The sequence below is a fragment of the Mycobacterium sp. 852002-30065_SCH5024008 genome, assembly GCF_001665645.1.
GTDB lineage: Bacteria > Actinomycetota > Actinomycetes > Mycobacteriales > Mycobacteriaceae > Mycobacterium > Mycobacterium paraffinicum.
Genome location: NZ_LZSZ01000084.1, coordinates 76,957 through 95,945 on the forward strand (window position 1 = coordinate 76,957; position 18,989 = coordinate 95,945).

Consider the following 18,989-nt stretch of genomic DNA (forward strand, 5'->3'; position numbering starts at 1 on the left):
AGCTATGAAGTTCTTCGAAGAGTTGCGGAAGTTGCGTGGCGCCGCGGCGACCATGCCGCGCCAACTGGCGGTCGCGGCTGTGGGGGCTGCCCTGGTGTCTGGCCTCGTCACCGCCGCCGGCGGCGCGGCTACCGCGGGGGCGTTCTCGAAGCCGGGGCTGCCGGTGGAGTACCTGGAGGTGCCGTCACCGTCGATGGGCCGCAACATCAAGGTCCAGTTCGAGGGCGGCGGACCGCACGCGGTGTACCTGCTCGACGGTTTGCGGGCCCAGGACGACTACAACGGCTGGGACATCAACACCCCGGCATTCGAGGAGTTCTACCAGTCCGGCCTGTCGGTGGTGATGCCGGTCGGAGGCCAGTCCAGCTTCTACAGCAACTGGTACCAGCCGTCGTCGAGCAATGGCCAGAACTACACCTACAAGTGGGAGACGTTCCTGACCCAGGAAATGCCGCTGTGGCTGCAGGCCAACAAGCAGATCTCGCCGGACGGCAACGCCGTGGTGGGCCTGTCGATGTCCGGTGGCTCCGCCCTGATCCTGGCCTCGTACTACCCGCAGCAGTTCCCCTACGCCGCATCACTGTCGGGCTTCCTCAACCCCTCCGATGGCTGGTGGCCGACGCTGATCGGCCTGGCGATGAGCGACTCGGGCGGCTACAGCGCCAACAGCATGTGGGGTCCGTCCACCGACCCGGCGTGGAAGCGCAACGACCCGATGGTCCAGATCCCGCGCCTGGTCGCCAACAACACCCGCATCTGGGTGTACTGCGGCAACGGCACACCCAGTGACCTGGGCGGCGACAACATGCCGGCCAAGTTCCTGGAAGGCCTCACGCTGCGCACCAACCAGCAGTTCCAGAACACCTACGCCGCCGCCGGCGGGCGCAACGGGACGTTCAACTTCCCGGCCAACGGGACGCACTCGTGGCCCTACTGGAACCAGCAGTTGGTCGCGATGAAGCCCGACATCCAGCAGGTGCTGCTGGCCAGCAACACCACGGCCCAGCCGGCACAACCGGCGCAGCCAGCCGCCTAACCCCGAACCAGCATCGGCAGTAGCGCACCGGTCAGCGCTACTGCCGATGCTTTTGGGTTCCGTCCAGCAGGGCGCGGCGATCCTGGTGAAAGTACGTATAGCCAGTTGTCAACGCGCACACCGACGAAGCGACCACCAGCATCCACGTCCCATTGACCACCATGCTGATCAAGCCGCCGACCGTGGCGCCCAGGACGAAGCTGGCGAACAGCAGAAAGTAGCCCAGCCAGTCGGCCACCGTTCCACCGGCGATGTGACGTTCGATGCCCTGGCCCATCTTGACCAGCGTTCCGGTCACGTAGCTCAGCGGAACCGACACCTCGCCGTCTTTGACGAATGACGTGTTCAATGTGCCAATGCCGAACGCCACCAACGTGATCGGCGCGAAGTCAAGAAAATTCTCTTCCCAACCTTCGTCGAAGACGTCCACCACGGTCGCGGCGATCAGGCTCAAGGTGGTGAGCACGGTCGGGCCGTGGGGGTGCGCCACCCAGAAATGCCGTCGGCACACCGATGCGACGACTACGCCCCCGACGAAGCACACGATCAGCAGTCCCGCGCTGACGGAGAGCAAGACATCGCCCCGGAAGTATCCGAGCGCGGCGCGCTGGGCATTTCCGGTCATGAAGGTCACGAAGTATCCGGCGGAGTGTGTGAAAGCCGTGGCCCCCAACACACCGGCCAGCGCTGCCAGCACCCAGGACAGCCGCGCCTCGCTGTCAAAGATCTCCTTCGTCACACGGACATGGTTCCAGAAGCCCGTGTTACTCGCAGATCAGAGTTGCTATGAGGCGGTGAGCCGGGCAATGGAGCGCAGCGGGATCGGCAGCCAACCGGGCCGGTGCCGCGCCTCGTAGCCGGCCTCATACACGGCCTTGTCCAGCTCGTAGGCGGCCAGCAGCTCGGCTGAATCGCGCGGGTCGGTGCCCGACGCGGCGGCGTAGCCCTCGCAGAACGCGGTCCGGTTGCGCTCGACCCACTCCCGGGCGCGGGCCGCCAGTTGCTTGTCGGCCGCCTGGTCCACCAGCGGTCCGTACGCGGCGTATTCGAAGGACCGCAGCACGCCTGCCACGTCGCGCAGCGGTGAGTCCGGCGCCCGGCGCTCGTCGAGCGGCTGCCCCGGTTCGCCCTCGAAGTCGATGAGCAACCAGCTTTCGGGCGTGCGCAGCACCTGCCCGAGGTGCAGGTCCCCGTGTACCCGCTGGACGGTGATCGCCTGGCCGGCGAGTTTGGCGAATCGCTCCTCGATGGTTGCCGCGTGCTCCTGCAGCTCGGGCACCTTCGCCACGGTCGACGACAGGCGCCCCAGCACGGTGTCGACCGGGAAGGCCGACTGCGCCGTTCCGAGGAACTCGGCCAGCGTGGCGTGCACGGACGCCACGGCCTCGCCGAGCCGGCAGGATTCGCCGGCGAAGTCACCACCGACTTCGTGGGCATACAGGTCACCTTCCGCGAACAGGTCGCGAACGCTGGCGGTGGCCATCGCCCACCCTTCGGCGGCGTTGGATGCGAACTCCGTCACCATGCCGAGCGGCCACGCCTCATCAGCCGTTCCGTCCGGGGCGGCCATGTCGTAGGTGCCGAGCAGCCGGGCCACGTGCGGGTTACCCGCGCGGCCCAGCACCCGGTTCAGTTCGATGTCCGGGTTGATGCCGCTGCTGACGCGGCGGAACGCCTTGAAGATCGCGTCGCGATCGAAGATCACGCTGGTATTGCTCTGTTCGGCGTCGGAGACGTGCGGCATCGCCTCCAGCGGCAGCACCGCGTCGGGTTCCTTGACGAACCTCACTTCGGTCCCCGACGCGGTTCGAACGTCCGACGAATCGATCAAAGACAGCAGGAACTGCGGCGCCTCGGTGTCGTACAGCCCGTCAAAACCGGTGCGGTCACCGGCCGCGCCGATGGTGGCCACGGTGCTGTACTCGGAGACCGGCGCGATATCCCACCGCACGATCACTTGGTAACGCTCGGACGAGCCGTCGGCGTACTGGGCGTCGACCAGTACCAGGTCGAGGTCCTCCCGCAGCGGGACGACCACGGCGGCCTCGGCGGAGGTCAGTTCTCGATTGCGCCCGGCGTACCACCGTTGCTGTGGGAGCCAGTCCGACCAGGGCAACTTGGCTGGCTCAGTCATGTGCGCCGCTCCTCTTCATCCCCACATGCGGTCAGCTGGAACCAGTAGAACCCGTGCCCAGGCAACGTCAGCAGGTAGGGCAGGTGCCCGATCCGCGGAAATTCGACGTGCCCGGTCAGTTCCACCGGCGTGCAACCGCTCCAGTGCTGCAGATTCAGTTCGATCGGCTGAGGGAACCGCGACAGGTTGTTGACGCACAACACCGTGTCGCCCCCGTCGGGCGCCTGGCGCACGAACGCCAGCACCGACGGGTTGGAGCCCCCAAGCTCCTCGAATGTGCCGATCGCGAAAGCCTCGTGGCGGCGCCGCACTGCCAACATCACGCGGGTGAAGTTCAGCAGCGACGTGGACGTGTCGCGTTGGGCCTCCACGTTGACGGCCTGATAGCCATAGACCGAGTCCTGGCTGGCCGGCAGGTAGAGCCGGCCCGGGTTGGCCTTGGAGAACCCGGCGTTGCGGTCCGGTGTCCACTGCATCGGGGTGCGCACGCCGTCGCGATCACCCAACCAGATGACGTCGCCCATGCCGATCTCGTCGCCGTAGTACAGCACCGGCGAGCCGGGCAGCGACAGGAGCAGCGCGGTGAACAGCTCGATCTGGTTGCGGTCGTTGTCGAGCAGCGGCGCCAGCCGACGCCGGATTCCGACGTTCGCCTTCATCCGAGGATCCTTGGCGTACTCGGAGTACATGTAGTCACGTTCCTCGTCCGTGACCATCTCCAGCGTCAACTCGTCGTGGTTGCGCAGGAAGATTCCCCATTGCGCCATGTCGGGGATTTCCGGCGTCTGCGCCAGGATCTCCGAGATCGGAATGCGCGACTCCCGGCGAACCGCCATGAAAATGCGCGGCATCAGCGGGAAGTGGAACGCCATGTGGCATTCGTCGCCACCGGTGCTGGTGTCGCCGAAGTACTCGACCACGTCGGCCGGCCACTGGTTGGCCTCGGCCAGCAGCACGCGGCCCGGGAACTCGTCGTCGATGACCTTACGGACGCGCCTGAGGAAGGCGTGCGTCTCGGGCAGGTTCTCGCAGTTGGTGCCCTCCCGTTCGAACAGGTAGGGCACCGCGTCCAGGCGGAACCCGTCGATACCCAGGCCGAGCCAGAAGCGCAGGACGTCGATCATGGCTTCCTGTACGGCCGGGTTCTCGTAGTTCAGGTCCGGCTGATGCGAGAAGAACCGGTGCCAGTAGAACTGTTTGCGCACCGGGTCGAAGGTCCAGTTGGACTCCTCGGTGTCGACGAAGATGATCCGGGCATCGGTGTACTTCTCGCTGGTGTCGCTCCACACGTAGAAGTCGCCGTACGGGCCGTCCGGGTCGTGCCGCGACTCCTGGAACCAGGGGTGCGAATCCGAGGTGTGGTTCATGACCAGGTCGGTGATGACCCGGATGCCCCGCTCGTGCGCGGCGTTGAGCAGCGCGACGAAATCCTCGACCGTGCCGAACTCGGGCAGCACCTTGTAAAAGTCCCGGATGTCGTAACCACCATCACGCAGCGGCGAGTCGTAGAACGGCGGCAGCCAGATGCAGTCGATGCCCAGCCACTGCAGGTAGTCCAGGCGCCCCAGGAGTCCGCGCAGGTCGCCCGACCCGTCCGCATTGGCGTCGAAGAACGCCCGCACCAGCACCTCGTAGAAAACGGCGTGCTTGAACCATGTCGGGTCGGTGGGCAGCGCGGCGGCATTGTCGAAGTCATAGGACTCGGGGTGCTCGACGACACCGTCCTGGACGTGACTGCCCCCTCCGGGATGGTGCTCGACAGCTTCTCTTGCGTCGTTCATCAAATCCACGATGCCACGGGTACCCGAGGCGCGACATTCGGAATCACGCCCACTGACATGCGACGAAAAACACTCGGCGCCAATAGAATTGGCCGCCCGCCGGGCATCGTCGACATGGGGATCAGGCCGGAGGTCCGTCCGCCAGCGTCACGTTCGTGGTGCGGTCGCCGCCCCCGGCGGAGCGGTAGCGCACCGTGATGTTGTCGCCGGGGTGGTGCGGGACGAGCACCTCGGTCATCGACGTGGCCCCCGTGATCGCGACGTTGTCAACCCCGGTGATGACGTCGCCGGGGGAAATCCCGGCCGCCGCCGCGGGGCCGCCGGTGACCACGCGCTCGACGCGCGCGCCGTTGCCGTTGCTGTCGGTCACACCCAGCCCGAGGAACGCGGTCGGGCCGATGTGCACGGTGTTCGAGCCGGCGCCCGACCTGATCTGCCCCGCCACGCCCATCGCCCTGCCGATCGGGATGGCGAAGCCCTGCCCGCCGCCCGACATCTTGTAGTTATCGGTGGCGGCGGTGTTCACACCGACTACCTGCCCGGCGTTGTTGACCAGCGGACCGCCGGAGTCGCCGGGGCGGATCGGTGTGTCGGCCTGGATCAGCCCACCCAGCGACTCGTTGGCGCCGGTCAGCGTGTCGGTCGCCGAGACGGACTGGTTCAGCGCGATGACCTTGCCGGACACCGCGCTGGGCGTTCCGCCCTGGCCGCCGGCGTTGCCCATCGCGACGACCGGCTCGCCCACCGTCACGCCGCCGCCGATCGCGGCGGTCGGAAGGCCGGCCCCGCCGCGGAGTTGCAGCACCGCGATGTCCTGGGTGCGGTCATAACCGACAACGTCGACGGCGTACGTCTGCCCGTCGCCGACGTCGAACGCGCTGATATCGGTCGCGCCGGAGATCACGTGATTGTTGGTCAGCACGACACCGTTGGGGTCGATGACAATGCCGGTTCCGGCGCCCACCGCGTTGTTGTAGCCGAACTTGGTGCTGATGTTGACCACCTGCGGCCCCACCTGGCCGACCAATGCCGCCGGGTCGAGGGGCGCCTGCGGCTGGGTGAATGGCGCTGCGGCCGCCGGCACGGTGCCCAGACCGAGGCCCAATCCGACCACAGCCAGCGCGCTGACCAACCATGACCACGAGACCGAGCGGTGGTGCGATTTGCTCATCCGTCACCCTTCCTGCTTTGCGGTAACACCGAACTGTCCCGGCCTTGCGGTTCTGGGCGGCACAATGATGTGTATATAACCGTAATGCAGGTAGCTATTCATGGCAGTGGCAAGGTTCCGATCCGCCTAGGCTGACACGGTGGGCGAATTCGACCCCAAGGCCAGCTTCACCCGATCCCCGGTGGCCCGGCTGGCCACGATCGCGCCCGACGGCTTCCCCCACCTGGTGCCGGTGGTATTCGCGGTCGCTGATGACGCTCCCGACGTGGTGTACACCGCCGTCGACGCGAAGCCCAAGACGACGCGGCGGCTGCGACGACTGGCCAACATCGAAGAGAACCCCCACGTGAGCCTGCTCGTCGACCATTACGCCGACGATTGGACGCAGCTGTGGTGGGTGCGGGTCGACGGCGCGGCCAGCATCCATGCCGACGGAGCGGCGATGGAGTCCGCATGCCGGCTGCTGCGCGCCAAATACCCTCAGTACCAATCCGTTCCGTTGGACGGGCCGGTGATCGCGATCGCGGTGCGCCGCTGGTCGAGCTGGCACGCCTGACGGCCGACACTCCCTTCCCGGCCCGGCCGGCGCAAATGTGGCGCGCCCGTGGCCTTGTGTTGGGCCGCGGTTGGGGGAAAAGTTGCCTCTAGACCCTGTGAGCCAGGACACACCACGCTGGACGCACCCACCGGGGGAGAACTGGAGGAAGGACATGGCGGACAAGGCGAATGCCTCCCAGGGAGCGGCGGCCGCCCCCACCGCGAACGGTCCCGGCGATGTGCGCAACATCGTCCTCGTCGGGCCCTCGGGTGGCGGCAAGACCACCCTGGTCGAGGCGCTGTTGGTCGCCGCCGGGGTGCTGAACAGAGCGGGTTCCGTCACCGACGGCAGCACGGTATGCGACTACGACGACGCCGAGATCCGCCAGCAGCGGTCCGTCGGCGTTGCCGTCGCCTCCCTCGCGCACGACGGCATCAAGATCAATCTGGTCGACACCCCGGGATACGCCGATTTCGTCGGCGAGTTGCGGGCCGGCTTGCGCGCCGCGGACTGCGCGCTGTTCGTGATCGCGGCCAACGAGGGCGTCGACGAACCCACCAAATCGCTGTGGCAGGAATGCGATCAGATCGGCATGCCCCGCGCCGTGGTGATCACCAAGCTCGACCACGCCCGGGCGAACTACTCCGAGGCGTTGGCCGCCGCGCAGAACGCGTTCGGCGACAAGGTGTTACCGCTGTACCTGCCGACCGGCCTGCCGTCTTGCGAAGGCTTGATCGGGTTACTGTCGCAGACCCGCTACCAATACGCCGACGGCAAGCGGACCATGCAACCGCCCGATCCCTCCGACGCGGAGAAGATCGAGGAGGCGCGCGGGACCCTCATCGAAGGCATCATCGAGGAATCCGAGGACGAATCGCTGATGGATCGCTACCTCGGCGGTGAGTCCATCGACGAGGCGGTGCTCATCGAGGACCTGGAGCGGGCCGTCGCCCGGGGGTCGTTCTTCCCGGTGATCCCCGTATGCAGCAGCACCGGCGTCGGCACCCTGGAACTGCTGGAGGTCGCCACGCGCGGATTCCCGTCCCCGATGGAACACCCACTCCCGGAGGTGTTTACGCCGCAGGGCGCCCCGCACGCGACGCTGACCTGCGACGCGGACGCACCCCTGCTCGCGGAGGTGGTGAAGACGACGTCGGACCCCTACGTCGGAAGGGTCAGCCTGGTCCGGGTGTTTTCCGGGACCATCAGGCCCGACACGACGGTTCATGTGTCGGGCCATTTTGCGTCGTTCTTCGGGGCGGTCAACGGGAACGGCAGCACGCACCCCGACCACGACGAAGACGAGCGCGTCGGAGTCCTGTCCTTCCCGCTCGGCAAGCAGCAGCGCCCGGCACCGGCCGTGGTGGCGGGTGACATCTGCGCCATCGGCAAGCTGAGCCGGGCCGAAACCGGCGACACGCTCTCGGACAAGGCGGAGCCGCTCGTGCTGAAACCGTGGACGATGCCCGAACCCCTGCTGCCGGTGGCGATCCAGGCGCACGCCAAGACCGACGAGGACAAGCTGTCGGTGGGGCTGGGACGGCTGGCCGCCGAGGACCCGACATTGCGGATCGAGCAGAACCAGGAGACCCACCAAATCGTGTTGTGGTGCATGGGCGAAGCCCACGCCGGTGTGGTCCTCGACGCGCTGGCCAACCGGTACGGCGTCACGGTCGACACCGTCGAGCTCCGGGTTCCGCTGCGAGAAACGTTCAGCGGCAAGGCAAAAGGCCATGGCCGCCACGTCAAGCAGTCGGGCGGCCACGGTCAATACGCGGTGTGCGACATCGAAGTGGAGCCGCTGCCCGAGGGCTCCGGATTCGAATTCCTCGACAGGGTGGTCGGCGGGGCGGTGCCGCGGCAATTCATCCCGAGCGTGGAGAAGGGCGTTCGCGCGCAGATGGAGAAGGGCGTGCACGCCGGTTACCCGGTGGTCGACATTCGGGTCACGCTGCTCGACGGCAAGGCACACAGCGTCGACTCCTCGGATTTCGCGTTCCAGATGGCGGGCTCCCTGGCGCTGCGCGAGGCAGCCGCGGCGACCAAGGTGAGCCTGCTCGAGCCCATCGACGAGATCTCGGTGCTGGTGCCCGACGATTTCGTGGGTGCGGTGATGGGCGACCTGTCGGGCCGTCGCGGTCGCGTGCTCGGTACCGAGACCGCCGACCGCGAACGCACCTTGGTCAAAGCCGAGGTGCCGCAGGTGGAGTTGACGCGCTACGCGATCGACTTGCGCTCACTTGCCCACGGGGCGGCGTCGTTCACCCGGACCTTCGCCCGCTACGAACCGATGCCGGAAACCGCGGCCACTCGGGTGAAGGCCACCGTCTGAGCGGAGAAGTCGCTACGCCCCGAATCGCTGGGCGACGGCGCGGCGATCCAGTGATCCTTTGGCGGTGTGCGGCAGCTCCGCCGCCTGCCGGAAGCTGCCCGGTACCTCGAAGGGGGCCAGCCGGTCGCGGGCGAAGGCGGCGAGTTCGTCCGCGGTCGGTGCGGCCGGTCCGCGGGGAACGATCACCGCCGCCACCGTCTCGCCGTACAGCTTGTCGGGCATCCCGAAGACGGCCACCTCCAGCACCCCGGGGTGGCTGCCCAGCACGCCCTCGACGCGTTCCGGGGAGATCTTCTCTCCACCCCGGTTGATGAGCTCCTTGATCCGCCCACGGATGATCAGTTCACCAGCCGCCGACAGCGTTCCCAGGTCACCGGTGCGCAACCACCCGTCGGTGAAATTGGCTGCGGTGATCGCCGGGTCGCCGAGGTAGCCCCGGACCACGGTGGGTCCGTGCAGCCACACCTCACCGACCTCCCCCGTGGGCATGGGCCGGCCGTCGGGCCCGACGATCCTGATTTCCGGCCCGGTCGAGCGGCCGACGAGACCCGGTGTGGCAGCAGGGTTTTCGGTGTGGCCGATTTCGGTAGTGGCGACCTGGTGGGTGGCTTCGGTCATGCCGAAGGCGCACACCACGGGGGCCGAGAACGTGTCCTGCAGTGCCTGCGCCGTCTCGGCGGTGAGGGGGGCGCTGCAGCTGCGGATGAACCGCAGTCCGGCGTCGCCCGGTCGGTCGGTTTCGGCCCGCTCCAACAGGATCTGGTGAATCGTCGGGACCGCCGTGTACCAGGTGGCGCGGACGGCTCCGATGTCGTCCCAGAAGGTGTGGGCCGAGAACCGTCCCCGCGCGGGCAGCAACACCGCTCCCCCGGACACCAGGGTCCCCAGCAGCGCGGCGAGTAGCCCGTGACCGTGGTAGAGCGGCATCACCGCCACCGTGGCGTCCCTGGGGCCGAGCCCGTAACCGGCGATGATGGCCCGCACCGAGGCGGTGATGTTGCCGCGGGTCCAGGGGACCATCTTCGGTACCCCGGTGGTGCCGCCGGTGAACATGATCATGGCGTCGTCGTCGCGCAGCCCCTCCGGCGTCGAAAAGTGTTGCGCGGGAGCCCCGGTCACGTCCAAGCGCACCGTTGGGGCGCCGACCGTCACCGCGAGTGGCCACCACGGCAGGCCCGCTTCTCCCTGATCGACGGGCGCTTCGCCGTCGATGAGCACCGCCCGGGCGCCCACCGCCTCGCTGCGGGCGCGCTGTTCGCCGACGGGAAGGGCCGGGTCGAGCGGGACCGCGACCAGGTCGGCCCGCGAGGCCGCCAACAGTCCGACGACGAATTCCGCGTTGCTCCCGGAGCGCAGCGCGACGCGATCGCCGGGCCGCAGCCCGGCCCGCTTCAGCTGCGCGGCCAGGTCGTCCACCAGCCGGAGCAGATCGTGGTAGCTGACCGGTACCCGGTCGGAGGTGGCGACCAACGCGGGCACCCCCGGGGAACGGCGTGCCGCCTCCTCGACCAGATCGGCGATGCGTGGGCCCGGCATCTCCGCCGTGGCATGGCCGCCGATGATCGCCTCAGATTTCATCGCCGCGCTCCTTCTGTCTTCGTCGTCCACCTGCTCGAACCATGCCGGGTGGCCGTCCCGCGCGTCCAATATCGATTCACTCACGACCGATAACCGTTGGCTATCGACGCCGCGGAACCCGGTTGGCCAGCGCCGATAGACGGCGTGAATCGCGGCATAGCGGCTTGGTCTTGGACACCCGCGGGGCGGCCGCGCCAGAGTATGGGCTGAGGCTTTACTTCACCTCCGACCACACACGAGGAGTCGGCACCATGACCGCAGTTTCGGCGTCTCCCGGCCAGGAGCACGAGTCCACGCGCTTGATCGACGGCTTCCACCTGGTGGTGGAAGCGCTCAAGGCCAACGACGTGGACACCATCTACGGGATCGTCGGCATCCCGATCACCGACCTCGCCCGCGTCGCGCAGGCGTCCGGAATCCGCTACATCGGTTTCCGGCATGAGACGTCGGCCGGTAACGCCGCCGCCGCCGCCGGATTCCTGACCCGCCGACCCGGCGTGTGCCTTACGACATCGGGGCCCGGTTTCCTCAACGGGTTGCCGGCGCTCGCCAACGCCACGGCGAACTGCTTCCCGATGATCCAGATCTCGGGCTCCAGCAACCGGGCGCTGGTCGATTTGCAACGCGGTGACTACCAGGACATCGACCAGCTCAACGCCGCACGGCCCTTCGCGAAGGCGGCCTATCGGATCAGCCGGGTCGAGGACATCGGGCGCGGCGTGGCGCGTGCCATCCGCACCGCGATCTCCGGCCGTCCCGGTGGCGTTTACCTCGACATCCCCGGCGACGTGTTGGGGCAAGCCATGGACGCGGTCGCCGGCGCGGAGACGGTCTGGCGGATCGTCGACCCCGCGCCCCGGCAGCTGCCGGCGCCCGACGCGGTCGAGCGCGCGCTGCGAGTGCTGGCGCAGGCGCGGCGACCCTTGATCGTGCTCGGCAAGGGTGCGGCATATGCCCAGGCCGACAACGTGATTCGCGAGTTTGTCGAGGCCAGCGGCATTCCTTTCCTGCCCATGTCGATGGCCAAGGGTCTGCTCCCGGACTCCCACCCGCAGTCCGCCGCGGCCGCACGCTCGCTCGCGGTCGCGCGCGCGGACGTCGTGTTGCTGGTCGGCGCCCGGCTGAACTGGCTACTCGGCCACGGGGACTCGCCGCAATGGTCCGCCGGCGCCAAGTTCGTTCAGGTCGATATCGCCCCGTCGGAGTTCGACAGCAACCAGCCGATCGCCGCGCCACTGGTCGGCGACATCGGCTCGGTGATGTCGGCGCTGCGTGACGGCCTGGCCGCCCACCCCCTCACGGTGCCCGCCGAATGGACCAGTGAGCTGGCCGAGCGCACCGCCCGCAACGACGCCAAGATGCGCGAGCGCCTGACCGAAACCCCCCATCCCATGCGCTTTTACAACGCGCTGGGCGCGATCCGCGCTGTGCTGCAGGAAAACCCGGACGCTTACGTGGTCAACGAGGGAGCCAACGCGCTGGACCTGGCCCGCAACGTCATCGGCATGGAGCTGCCGCGGCACCGGCTCGACACGGGAACATGGGGCGTCATGGGCATCGGCATGGGCTACGCCATCGCGGCCGCTGTCGAAACCGGTGACCCCGTGGTCGCGATCGAGGGTGATAGCGCTTTCGGCTTCAGCGGAATGGAAATCGAGACCATTTGCCGCTACCGGCTTCCGGTGACCGTCGTCATTCTCAACAACGGCGGCGTCTACCGCGGCGACGAAGCAGCGCAGGGATCGGATCCGGCGCCCACCGTCCTTAACGCGCGGGCCCATCACGAGTTACTCGCGGAAGCCTTCGGCGGCAAGGGATATCACGTCACCACCCCGGCGGAGCTGCAGTCGGCGCTGTCCGAGTCGATCGGCTCCCGGACGCCGTCGATCATCGACTGCGAGCTCGACCTGGCGGCCGGGGTGGAAAGCGGGCATCTGGCGAGCCTGAACCCGACCAGCGCGGTAGCGGTCAGCGCCCGTGCGTGATTCGCGATAACTGCGCGTCGAAGAACTCGTTCAGCGACAGCTGCGCCGCGGAGGTGGCGAGCGCGCGGGCGATGGGCGACCCCGGGCCGGCGGAATTGGTGGCCAGCGCGACGTCGGCCTTGAGCACCGGGTCGACCATCTCCACCGCGCGAACTTCCCGCCCCAGCGGCGAGGTCCACAACCAGGTGTGCGGCACGATGCATGCCCAGTTCCCCGCGGCGACCTGCGCGAACAGCGAAGCAACAGAGTCGGTTTCGACCTGCGGGGCCACTTCGATGGCGTGGTCGGCGAAGGCCTTGTCGATGATCTGGCGGTCCCGCATCTCGGGCGTGAGCAACGCCAGCGGCAACTGCGCGGCCTCCGGCCAGGTCATCGTCGAGCCGGCGGATCCCAGCATGTCCGCGGGCGACAACAACACATAGTGCTCCTCATACAGCGGCACCAGGTTCACGTCGTGGGCCTCGTCGGGCGCCGCGTGCACGATCGCGGCGTCCAGTTCGAATTCGCGTAGCCGCCGGTACAGTTCGGTACCGGACAGCCGGGAAAGGATGTGTACCTTCGCCAACGGGTGCGCCGAACAAAACGCCGAGAGCACCAGGGAGGCGGTCGTCGAGGCGGTGGGGACCGTGCCCAGCCGCAGCATGCCGGTGATGCCCGACCGCACGGCATGCACCTCGGACTTGAAGGCGTCGTGCTCGGCCAGAATCCGCTTGGCCCACACCACCAACCGCTCACCCTCGGGCGTGAGACCCTCGAAGCTGTGCCCGCGATTGATCAGCGTGACGTTCAGTTCCCGTTCCAGCTTGGCGATCGCGGCGGACAGCGCGGGTTGGGATACATAGCACTTCTCGGCCGCACGAGCGAAGTGGCGCTCCTGCGCGACCGCGACGAAGTACTCCAGCTGACGGAAGAGCACCCGCACCTCCTCTGCCCCCGGATTGTTGCTGAGGCTAACGCGTCGCCGGCGCGCCGGCCAATCCGGAGCCTCGATGCGCGACCGACATGCCATCGCGGATCGCCCGCGGCCGCCAAAGCGCCTGTGCGGGCACCGAACCGCCGCAAGACGCTGGTAATCGCGCCCGTCCGGCGCAATTGGGCCTCGGGTTCGCGACACCGTCGAACCGAAACGGCGGCCGGATCGTTATCGTGGCGACCGGCGCACCCACAAAAGTTTGCTGAAAGCGGCAGTGCGGGAGCAGCCGGTAGAATACAGTCGTGTTAATCGCACCATCTCGAAGGGCGGGCGCTATGCGTCGAGGTGTTCGTTATCTATTTGTTATGGTCGCGATCACGGCGTTGGGTTTGATCGGACCGATCGGCCGCAGCCACGCGTCCGTCCCGGTACCGCCGCCCGCCCCGGCGGTTGCCTCGGTTTTGCCGGCTGACGGCTCGGTCGTGGGCGTGGCGCACCCGGTCGTGGTGACGTTCACCGCGCCGATCAGGGATCGAGACGCCGCCGAGCGGTCCATCCACGTCATATCGCCGAGCAACACGCCCGGACATTTCGAGTGGGTCGAGAACAACGTCGTGCAGTGGGTGCCGAACCAGTACTGGCCCGCCCACACCCACGTCTCGGTGGGCATTCAGGCCCTGACCACGGGATTCGACACCGGTGACGCGTTACTCGGTGTCGCCAGCATCTCCGCGCACACCTTCACCGTCAGCCGGAACGGAGAAGTGCTGCGCACCATGCCGGCGTCGATGGGCAAGCCCAGCCGGCCCACACCGATCGGCAGCTTCACTGCCCTGGAAAAGCAGCGCACCGTGGTCATGGACTCACGGACCATCGGCATCCCGCTCAGCTCGCCCGAGGGATACAAGATCACCGCCTCATATGCGGTTCGCGTCACTTGGAGCGGCGTCTACGTGCACTCGGCCCCCTGGTCGGTTGACTCACAGGGTTACGCCAACGTGAGCCATGGCTGCATCAACCTCAGCCCCGATAACGCCGCCTGGTATTTCAACCAGGTGAACGTGGGCGACCCCATCCAGGTCGTGGCATAGGGGCGCTGCCCGCGCACCCCTCCGCTCGCCGGTGTGACAACCGTCACAACCATTGAACGGAAGACTGGCCCGTACCGGTGGGTTCCCGGTAGACGAGGATCCGAACGGGAGGCTGGCCATGACCGGTGATGCGGAACAACAAGACACCATCGCGGGTTCGATCAGTCCGGCGCGAAAGCGGGTTGCCGAACGCATTCGCCGACTGGACGCGACGGACGAACAGTTCCGCAGCACCAAACCGAATGCCGCACTGCAACGAGCGGGCCGCGAACCGGAGCTTCGCCTGACACAGATCCTGCAGATCTTCGTCGAGGGCTATGCCGATCGTCCGGCGCTGGGTTGGCGGGCGCGGTCGCTCGTCACCGATCCGGCGACCGGCCGCATCACCGCGCAGCTACTCCCCCGGTTCGACACCATCAGCTACCGCGACCTGTGGGCCAACGTGGGCGCGATCGCCAGCGCTTGGCGGCACGACGCGGCCGATCCTGTGACACCTGGAGACTTCGTCGCCACAGTCGGTTTCGCCAGCGCGGAGTACCTGACCCTCGATCTGGTGTGCGCCTATCTCGGCCTGGTGGCGGTGCCGCTGCAGCACAACGCGGCGGCCTCACGGTTGCAGCCGATCGTCGCCGAGGTGGAGCCGCGGGTGCTCGCGGCTGGCGCCGGCTACCTGGACCTGGCCGTCGAGGCAGCGCTGGGCAGCACGTCGTTGCGGCGGTTGGTGGTTTTCGACTACTCCCCCCAAATCGACGATCAGCGCGAGGCTTTGGAGCGTGCTCGCGCGAAGCTGTCGGCGGCCGGGATGGCGGTGACGATCGAGACGTTCGACGAGTTGATCGAGCGGGGTCGCGCCCTGCCGCCCGAGCCGGGGTACACGGGCGACACCGACCAGCGTCTGGCCATGATCATGTACACATCGGGGAGCACCGGACTGCCCAAGGGCGCCATGTACACCGAGCGCATGCTGTGCAAGCTGTGGACCAACGAGCTGATGCCCGACTTCGCGGACACGCCCGTGCTCAACGTCAACTTCATGCCGCTCAATCACCTCGGTGGCCGGATACCGTTGTCGACCGCGTTCCAAGCGGGTGGCACCAGTTACTTCGTTCCCGAAAGTGACCTGTCCACACTCTTCGAAGATTGGAACCTGGTGCGCCCCACCGAAATGGGGCTGGTGCCGCGGGTGGCGGAGATGCTGTACCAGCGCTACCAAAGCGCCGTCGACCGGCGGGTCTTCCAGGGGACCGACCCGGCATTCGCCGAGGCCGAGGCGCGGGCTGAGTTGCGCGAGGAGGTTCTGGGCGGACGCATCATCACCGCGTTCTGTGGCACCGCGCCGCTTGCGGCGGAGATGCGCAGCTTTGTGGAGACCTGCCTGGACGTGCACGTCCTCGACGGCTACGGGCTGACGGAGGTCGGGATGGTGACCAAGGACGGCCGGATCGCCGCGCCGCCGGTTCTGGGATACAAGCTCATCGACGTCCCCGAACTGGGTTATTTCCTTACCGACAAACCGTTCCCGCGGGGCGAGCTGCTGGTCAAGTCGCTGACGGCGACGCCCGGATACTTCAAGCGCCCGGATGTCACCGCCAATGCCTTCGACGAACAAGGCTATTACCGGACCGGGGACGTGATGGCCGAGCTGGAGCCGGGTCGGCTCACCTACGTCGACCGGCGCAACAACGTATTGAAGCTCGCCCAAGGCGAATTCGTCGCCGTCGCGCGCCTGGAGGCCGTGTTCAGCAGCGCGGCCCTGGTCCGCCAGATCTTCGTCTACGGCAACAGCGAACGCCCGTATCTGTTGGCCGTCGTGGTGCCGACCGCCGACGCGCTGGACAGGTTCGCCGGCGACCCCGACGGGCTCAAGGCCGCCCTGCGCGAATCACTGCGCCAGTCAGGCAAACTCGCCGAGCTGCAGTCCTACGAGGTGCCCGTCGACTTTCTCGTCGAGGCCGAGCCGTTCAGCGAGGACAACGGGCTGCTGTCCGGCGTGGGCAAGTTGCTCCGGCCGAAGCTCAAGGAGCACTACGGCGACCGGCTCGAGCAGCTGTATGCGGAGCTGGCCGCCAACCGGGTGACCGAGCTCCGCGCGCTGCGCGAGGGGGCTGCCGACCACCCGGTCATCGACACGCTGGCCCGCGCCGCCGAAGCGCTGCTCGGCCTGGCCGGCGGCCCGCCCGAACCCGATGCCCTGTTCATCGAACTCGGCGGAGATTCCCTGTCGGCCTTAACCTTCTCCAACCTCTTGCAGGACATCTTCGACGTCGAGGTGCCGGTTGGCATGATCATCGGCCCGGCCACCGATCTGGGTCAGCTTGCGGAATACGTTGAGGCCGAACGCCGAACGGGATCCAGGCGAACGACATTCGGGGCGGTGCACGGGCGGGACGCCACCGAGGTCCGCGCCGCCGACCTCACCCTTGACAAGTTCATCGACGCGAAAACATTGGCCGGCGCCCCGGCCCTGCCGCGAGCCACCGGCACGCCGCACACCGTCCTGTTGACCGGCGCCAACGGCTATCTGGGCCGCTTCCTGTGCCTGGAATGGCTGGAGCGGCTCGCCGAGACGGGCGGAAAACTGGTCTGCATCGTGCGCGGCACCGACGCCGTCGCCGCCGCCAAGCGGCTCGAGGATGTCTACCGCAGCGGCGATCCGCACCTGCTCGAGCGGTTCCGCGAGCTCGCGGCCGATCATCTCGAGGTCATCGCCGGCGATATCGGTGAGCCGAATCTGGGGCTGGACCAGGCGATGTGGGACGGGCTGGCCCGCACCGTGGACTTGATCGTCCACCCGGCGGCGCTGGTCAACCACATCCTGCCCTACGACCAGCTGTTCGGGCCCAATGTCGTTGGCACCGCGGAGATTATCCGCCTGGCGATCACCACCCGCATCAAGCCGGTGACCTACCTGTCGACGGTCGCGGTGGCCATGTCCGTTGACCCGGCCGACTTCAAAGAGGACGGGGACATCCGCACGATCAGCCCGGTCCGGCCGGTCGAGGGCAGCTACGCCAACGGGTACGCCAACAGCAAGTGGGCCGGCGAGGTGCTGCTGCGCGAGGCACACGACCTGTGCGAGCTGCCCGTCGCCGTCTTCCGGTCCGACATGATCCTCGCCCACAGCCGCTACGCCGGACAGCTGAACGTGCCGGACGCCTTCACGCGGCTGATCTTCAGCTTGCTCGTCACCGGCATCGCGCCGTCGTCGTTCTACGAAACCACCGACACCGGTGGCCGGCCAGTCGCACATTACGACGGGCTGCCCGCCGACTTCGTGGCCGAAGCCGTGACCGCGCTCGGCGAGCAGATCGCGACCGGCGCCGACGATGCGGGATCCGCCGGGGTGTTTCGCTCCTATGACGTGATGAACCCGCACGACGACGGGATCTCCCTGGACGTGTTCGTGGACTGGCTGATCGCCGACCGCCACGACATCCGGCGCATCGACGACTACGACGAGTGGCTCGGTCGCTTCGGCACCGCGCTTCGAGCCCTCCCGGACAAACAGCGCCAACAGTCCGTGCTGCCGTTGCTGGACGCGTACCGGAAGCCGGAGAGGCCACTGCGTGGCGCGCCGGCCCCGACGGAAGTCTTCCGCGGAGCGGTCCAGGCCGCCAAACTCGGTGCGGATAAAGACATTCCGCATCTATCGGCGGACTTGATCGCCAAGTATGTTTTCGATCTGCGGTTGCTCGGCCTGCTGTAGATGAGGCGGGCCTAGCCGGGCAGAGCCTTCTTGATGACGGCGTCCTGCTTGCGCCCGATATCGGCGGCCATGGCCGGATCGATCGGATCGCCAGGCGCGCTGTGGAATTCGAGATTAATCAGGGCCCTGCCCTCGCTGAACAGCAACACCGTCACCGCTCGTGCGGTGTCGGGCGACGTACCGGAGATCATGGTCCCGTTGGAGCCGACGTCGATCGGCTGCCACGTGCCGTTGACCTTGCCGCCGTAATTGGCCCTGGTCCTGGCGATTCCGGCCGCCGCCGTCGCGGGATCGGCGACAATCAGGATGCTGTCGCCGATTCGCCGGCTGTTATCGGCGCTCGCGAACAGCTGAGCCACCCCGGGCGCATTGTTGGGGTTCAGCACCGGCGGCTGCGGGGCGGTGAGATCGCCGCCGATGTCGGCCGGCTTGATCAGTAGTGCGCTGTAATCCGTGGGCTGTCCCTGCGACGGGCTGGCGACGCTGGAACTTGTCGAGGGCGCAGCAGAACTCGAGTCAGTCGGGGACGCGTTGTTGCTGCCCCCGCAGCCGGCAAGCGCCGCGCCGGCCACGACGGTGGCGATCGCCCATCCGGCGACACCGATGCGAGCAACCTCCATGGCCATTCCTTCCAGGTCCTGGCCGGCGGCGCACTCGAACATACGCACGCGCGACGGCCACTGGGTACCCGTTTTCCAGTGCCTATGCTGGCGTGGGAGGCCAT

General features: G+C 67.6%; 13 protein-coding genes. 6 read left to right on the forward strand and 7 right to left on the reverse strand.

The window, feature by feature from the left end; genetic code table 11:
• Positions 1-4: 4 nt before the first annotated feature.
• Complete coding sequence (ag85C, locus tag A5781_RS10990) at positions 5-1,036, forward strand: diacylglycerol acyltransferase/mycolyltransferase Ag85C (protein WP_067204885.1); 1,032 nt, start codon at positions 5-7, stop codon at positions 1,034-1,036.
• A gap of 37 nt (positions 1,037-1,073) precedes the next feature.
• Here ag85C and A5781_RS10995 read toward each other — a convergent pair whose 3' ends face one another.
• The 4 genes from A5781_RS10995 to A5781_RS11010 all read right to left on the reverse strand — a co-directional run bounded on the left by A5781_RS10995 (position 1,074) and on the right by A5781_RS11010 (position 6,122).
• Positions 1,074-1,775, reverse strand: coding sequence for a YoaK family protein (locus A5781_RS10995; RefSeq protein ID WP_067204888.1), 702 nt, complete (start codon positions 1,773-1,775; stop codon positions 1,074-1,076).
• Between the two features lie 45 nt (positions 1,776-1,820).
• Positions 1,821-3,170: a maltokinase gene (locus A5781_RS11000; protein WP_067204891.1), complete on the reverse strand. Its 1,350-nt coding sequence runs from the start codon at positions 3,168-3,170 to the stop codon at positions 1,821-1,823.
• Positions 3,167-4,951 carry a maltose alpha-D-glucosyltransferase gene (treS, locus tag A5781_RS11005; protein ID WP_067205040.1) on the reverse strand — a complete coding sequence of 595 codons (1,785 nt, stop codon included), beginning with the start codon at positions 4,949-4,951 and terminating at the stop codon, positions 3,167-3,169. The genes A5781_RS11000 and treS overlap by 4 nt, the downstream gene beginning before the upstream one ends.
• Positions 4,952-5,072: 121 nt before the next feature.
• Positions 5,073-6,122, reverse strand: a complete 1,050-nt coding sequence (locus A5781_RS11010; RefSeq protein ID WP_067204894.1) for a S1C family serine protease — start codon at positions 6,120-6,122, stop codon at positions 5,073-5,075.
• Between the two features lie 139 nt (positions 6,123-6,261).
• Between A5781_RS11010 and A5781_RS11015 the strand changes: the two genes are divergently transcribed.
• Both A5781_RS11015 and A5781_RS11020 read left to right on the forward strand, forming a co-directional pair.
• A complete protein-coding gene (locus A5781_RS11015) occupies positions 6,262-6,678 on the forward strand; it encodes a TIGR03668 family PPOX class F420-dependent oxidoreductase (RefSeq protein WP_067204897.1) in 417 nt (138 codons plus the stop codon).
• Between the two features lie 154 nt (positions 6,679-6,832).
• A complete protein-coding gene (locus A5781_RS11020; protein WP_067204901.1) occupies positions 6,833-8,992 on the forward strand; it encodes an elongation factor G-like protein EF-G2 in 2,160 nt (719 codons plus the stop codon).
• 12 nt (positions 8,993-9,004) lie between these two features.
• Here A5781_RS11020 and A5781_RS11025 read toward each other — a convergent pair whose 3' ends face one another.
• Positions 9,005-10,570, reverse strand: a complete 1,566-nt coding sequence (locus A5781_RS11025) for a FadD7 family fatty acid--CoA ligase (RefSeq protein ID WP_067205043.1) — start codon at positions 10,568-10,570, stop codon at positions 9,005-9,007.
• Positions 10,571-10,821: 251 nt separating this feature from the next.
• On the opposite strand from A5781_RS11025, the gene oxc reads away from it, so the two are divergent.
• A complete protein-coding gene (gene oxc, locus A5781_RS11030; protein WP_067204904.1) occupies positions 10,822-12,555 on the forward strand; it encodes an oxalyl-CoA decarboxylase in 1,734 nt (577 codons plus the stop codon).
• On the opposite strand, the gene A5781_RS11035 is transcribed toward oxc, so the two are convergent.
• A complete protein-coding gene (locus tag A5781_RS11035; RefSeq protein WP_067205046.1) occupies positions 12,539-13,471 on the reverse strand; it encodes a LysR family transcriptional regulator in 933 nt (310 codons plus the stop codon). The genes oxc and A5781_RS11035 overlap by 17 nt on opposite strands.
• A 332-nt stretch (positions 13,472-13,803) precedes the next feature.
• On the opposite strand from A5781_RS11035, the gene A5781_RS11040 reads away from it, so the two are divergent.
• Positions 13,804-14,559, forward strand: coding sequence for a L,D-transpeptidase (locus A5781_RS11040; RefSeq protein WP_067204908.1), 756 nt, complete (start codon positions 13,804-13,806; stop codon positions 14,557-14,559).
• A 118-nt stretch (positions 14,560-14,677) separates the two neighbouring features.
• Positions 14,678-18,265 carry a carboxylic acid reductase gene (gene car / locus A5781_RS11045; protein WP_082939298.1) on the forward strand — a complete coding sequence of 1,196 codons (3,588 nt, stop codon included), beginning with the start codon at positions 14,678-14,680 and terminating at the stop codon, positions 18,263-18,265.
• A gap of 11 nt (positions 18,266-18,276) precedes the next feature.
• On the opposite strand, the gene A5781_RS11050 is transcribed toward car, so the two are convergent.
• Positions 18,277-18,885 (reverse strand): hypothetical protein, encoded by a 609-nt coding sequence (locus A5781_RS11050; RefSeq protein WP_067205053.1) that lies wholly within the window; start codon positions 18,883-18,885, stop codon positions 18,277-18,279.
• Between the last annotated feature and the right edge of the window lie 104 nt (positions 18,886-18,989).

Coding starts and splice junctions, on each gene's coding strand:
- ag85C (WP_067204885.1), top strand. CDS start 5: ATGAAGTTCTTCGAAGAGTTGCGGAAGTTGCGTGGCGCCGCGGCGACC.
- A5781_RS11000 (WP_067204891.1), bottom strand. CDS start 3,170: ATGACTGAGCCAGCCAAGTTGCCCTGGTCGGACTGGCTCCCACAGCAA.
- treS (WP_067205040.1), bottom strand. CDS start 4,951: ATGAACGACGCAAGAGAAGCTGTCGAGCACCATCCCGGAGGGGGCAGT.
- A5781_RS11010 (WP_067204894.1), bottom strand. CDS start 6,122: ATGAGCAAATCGCACCACCGCTCGGTCTCGTGGTCATGGTTGGTCAGC.
- A5781_RS11020 (WP_067204901.1), top strand. CDS start 6,833: ATGGCGGACAAGGCGAATGCCTCCCAGGGAGCGGCGGCCGCCCCCACC.
- A5781_RS11025 (WP_067205043.1), bottom strand. CDS start 10,570: ATGAAATCTGAGGCGATCATCGGCGGCCATGCCACGGCGGAGATGCCG.
- oxc (WP_067204904.1), top strand. CDS start 10,822: ATGACCGCAGTTTCGGCGTCTCCCGGCCAGGAGCACGAGTCCACGCGC.
- A5781_RS11040 (WP_067204908.1), top strand. CDS start 13,804: ATGCGTCGAGGTGTTCGTTATCTATTTGTTATGGTCGCGATCACGGCG.
- car (WP_082939298.1), top strand. CDS start 14,678: ATGACCGGTGATGCGGAACAACAAGACACCATCGCGGGTTCGATCAGT.
- A5781_RS11050 (WP_067205053.1), bottom strand. CDS start 18,885: ATGGAGGTTGCTCGCATCGGTGTCGCCGGATGGGCGATCGCCACCGTC.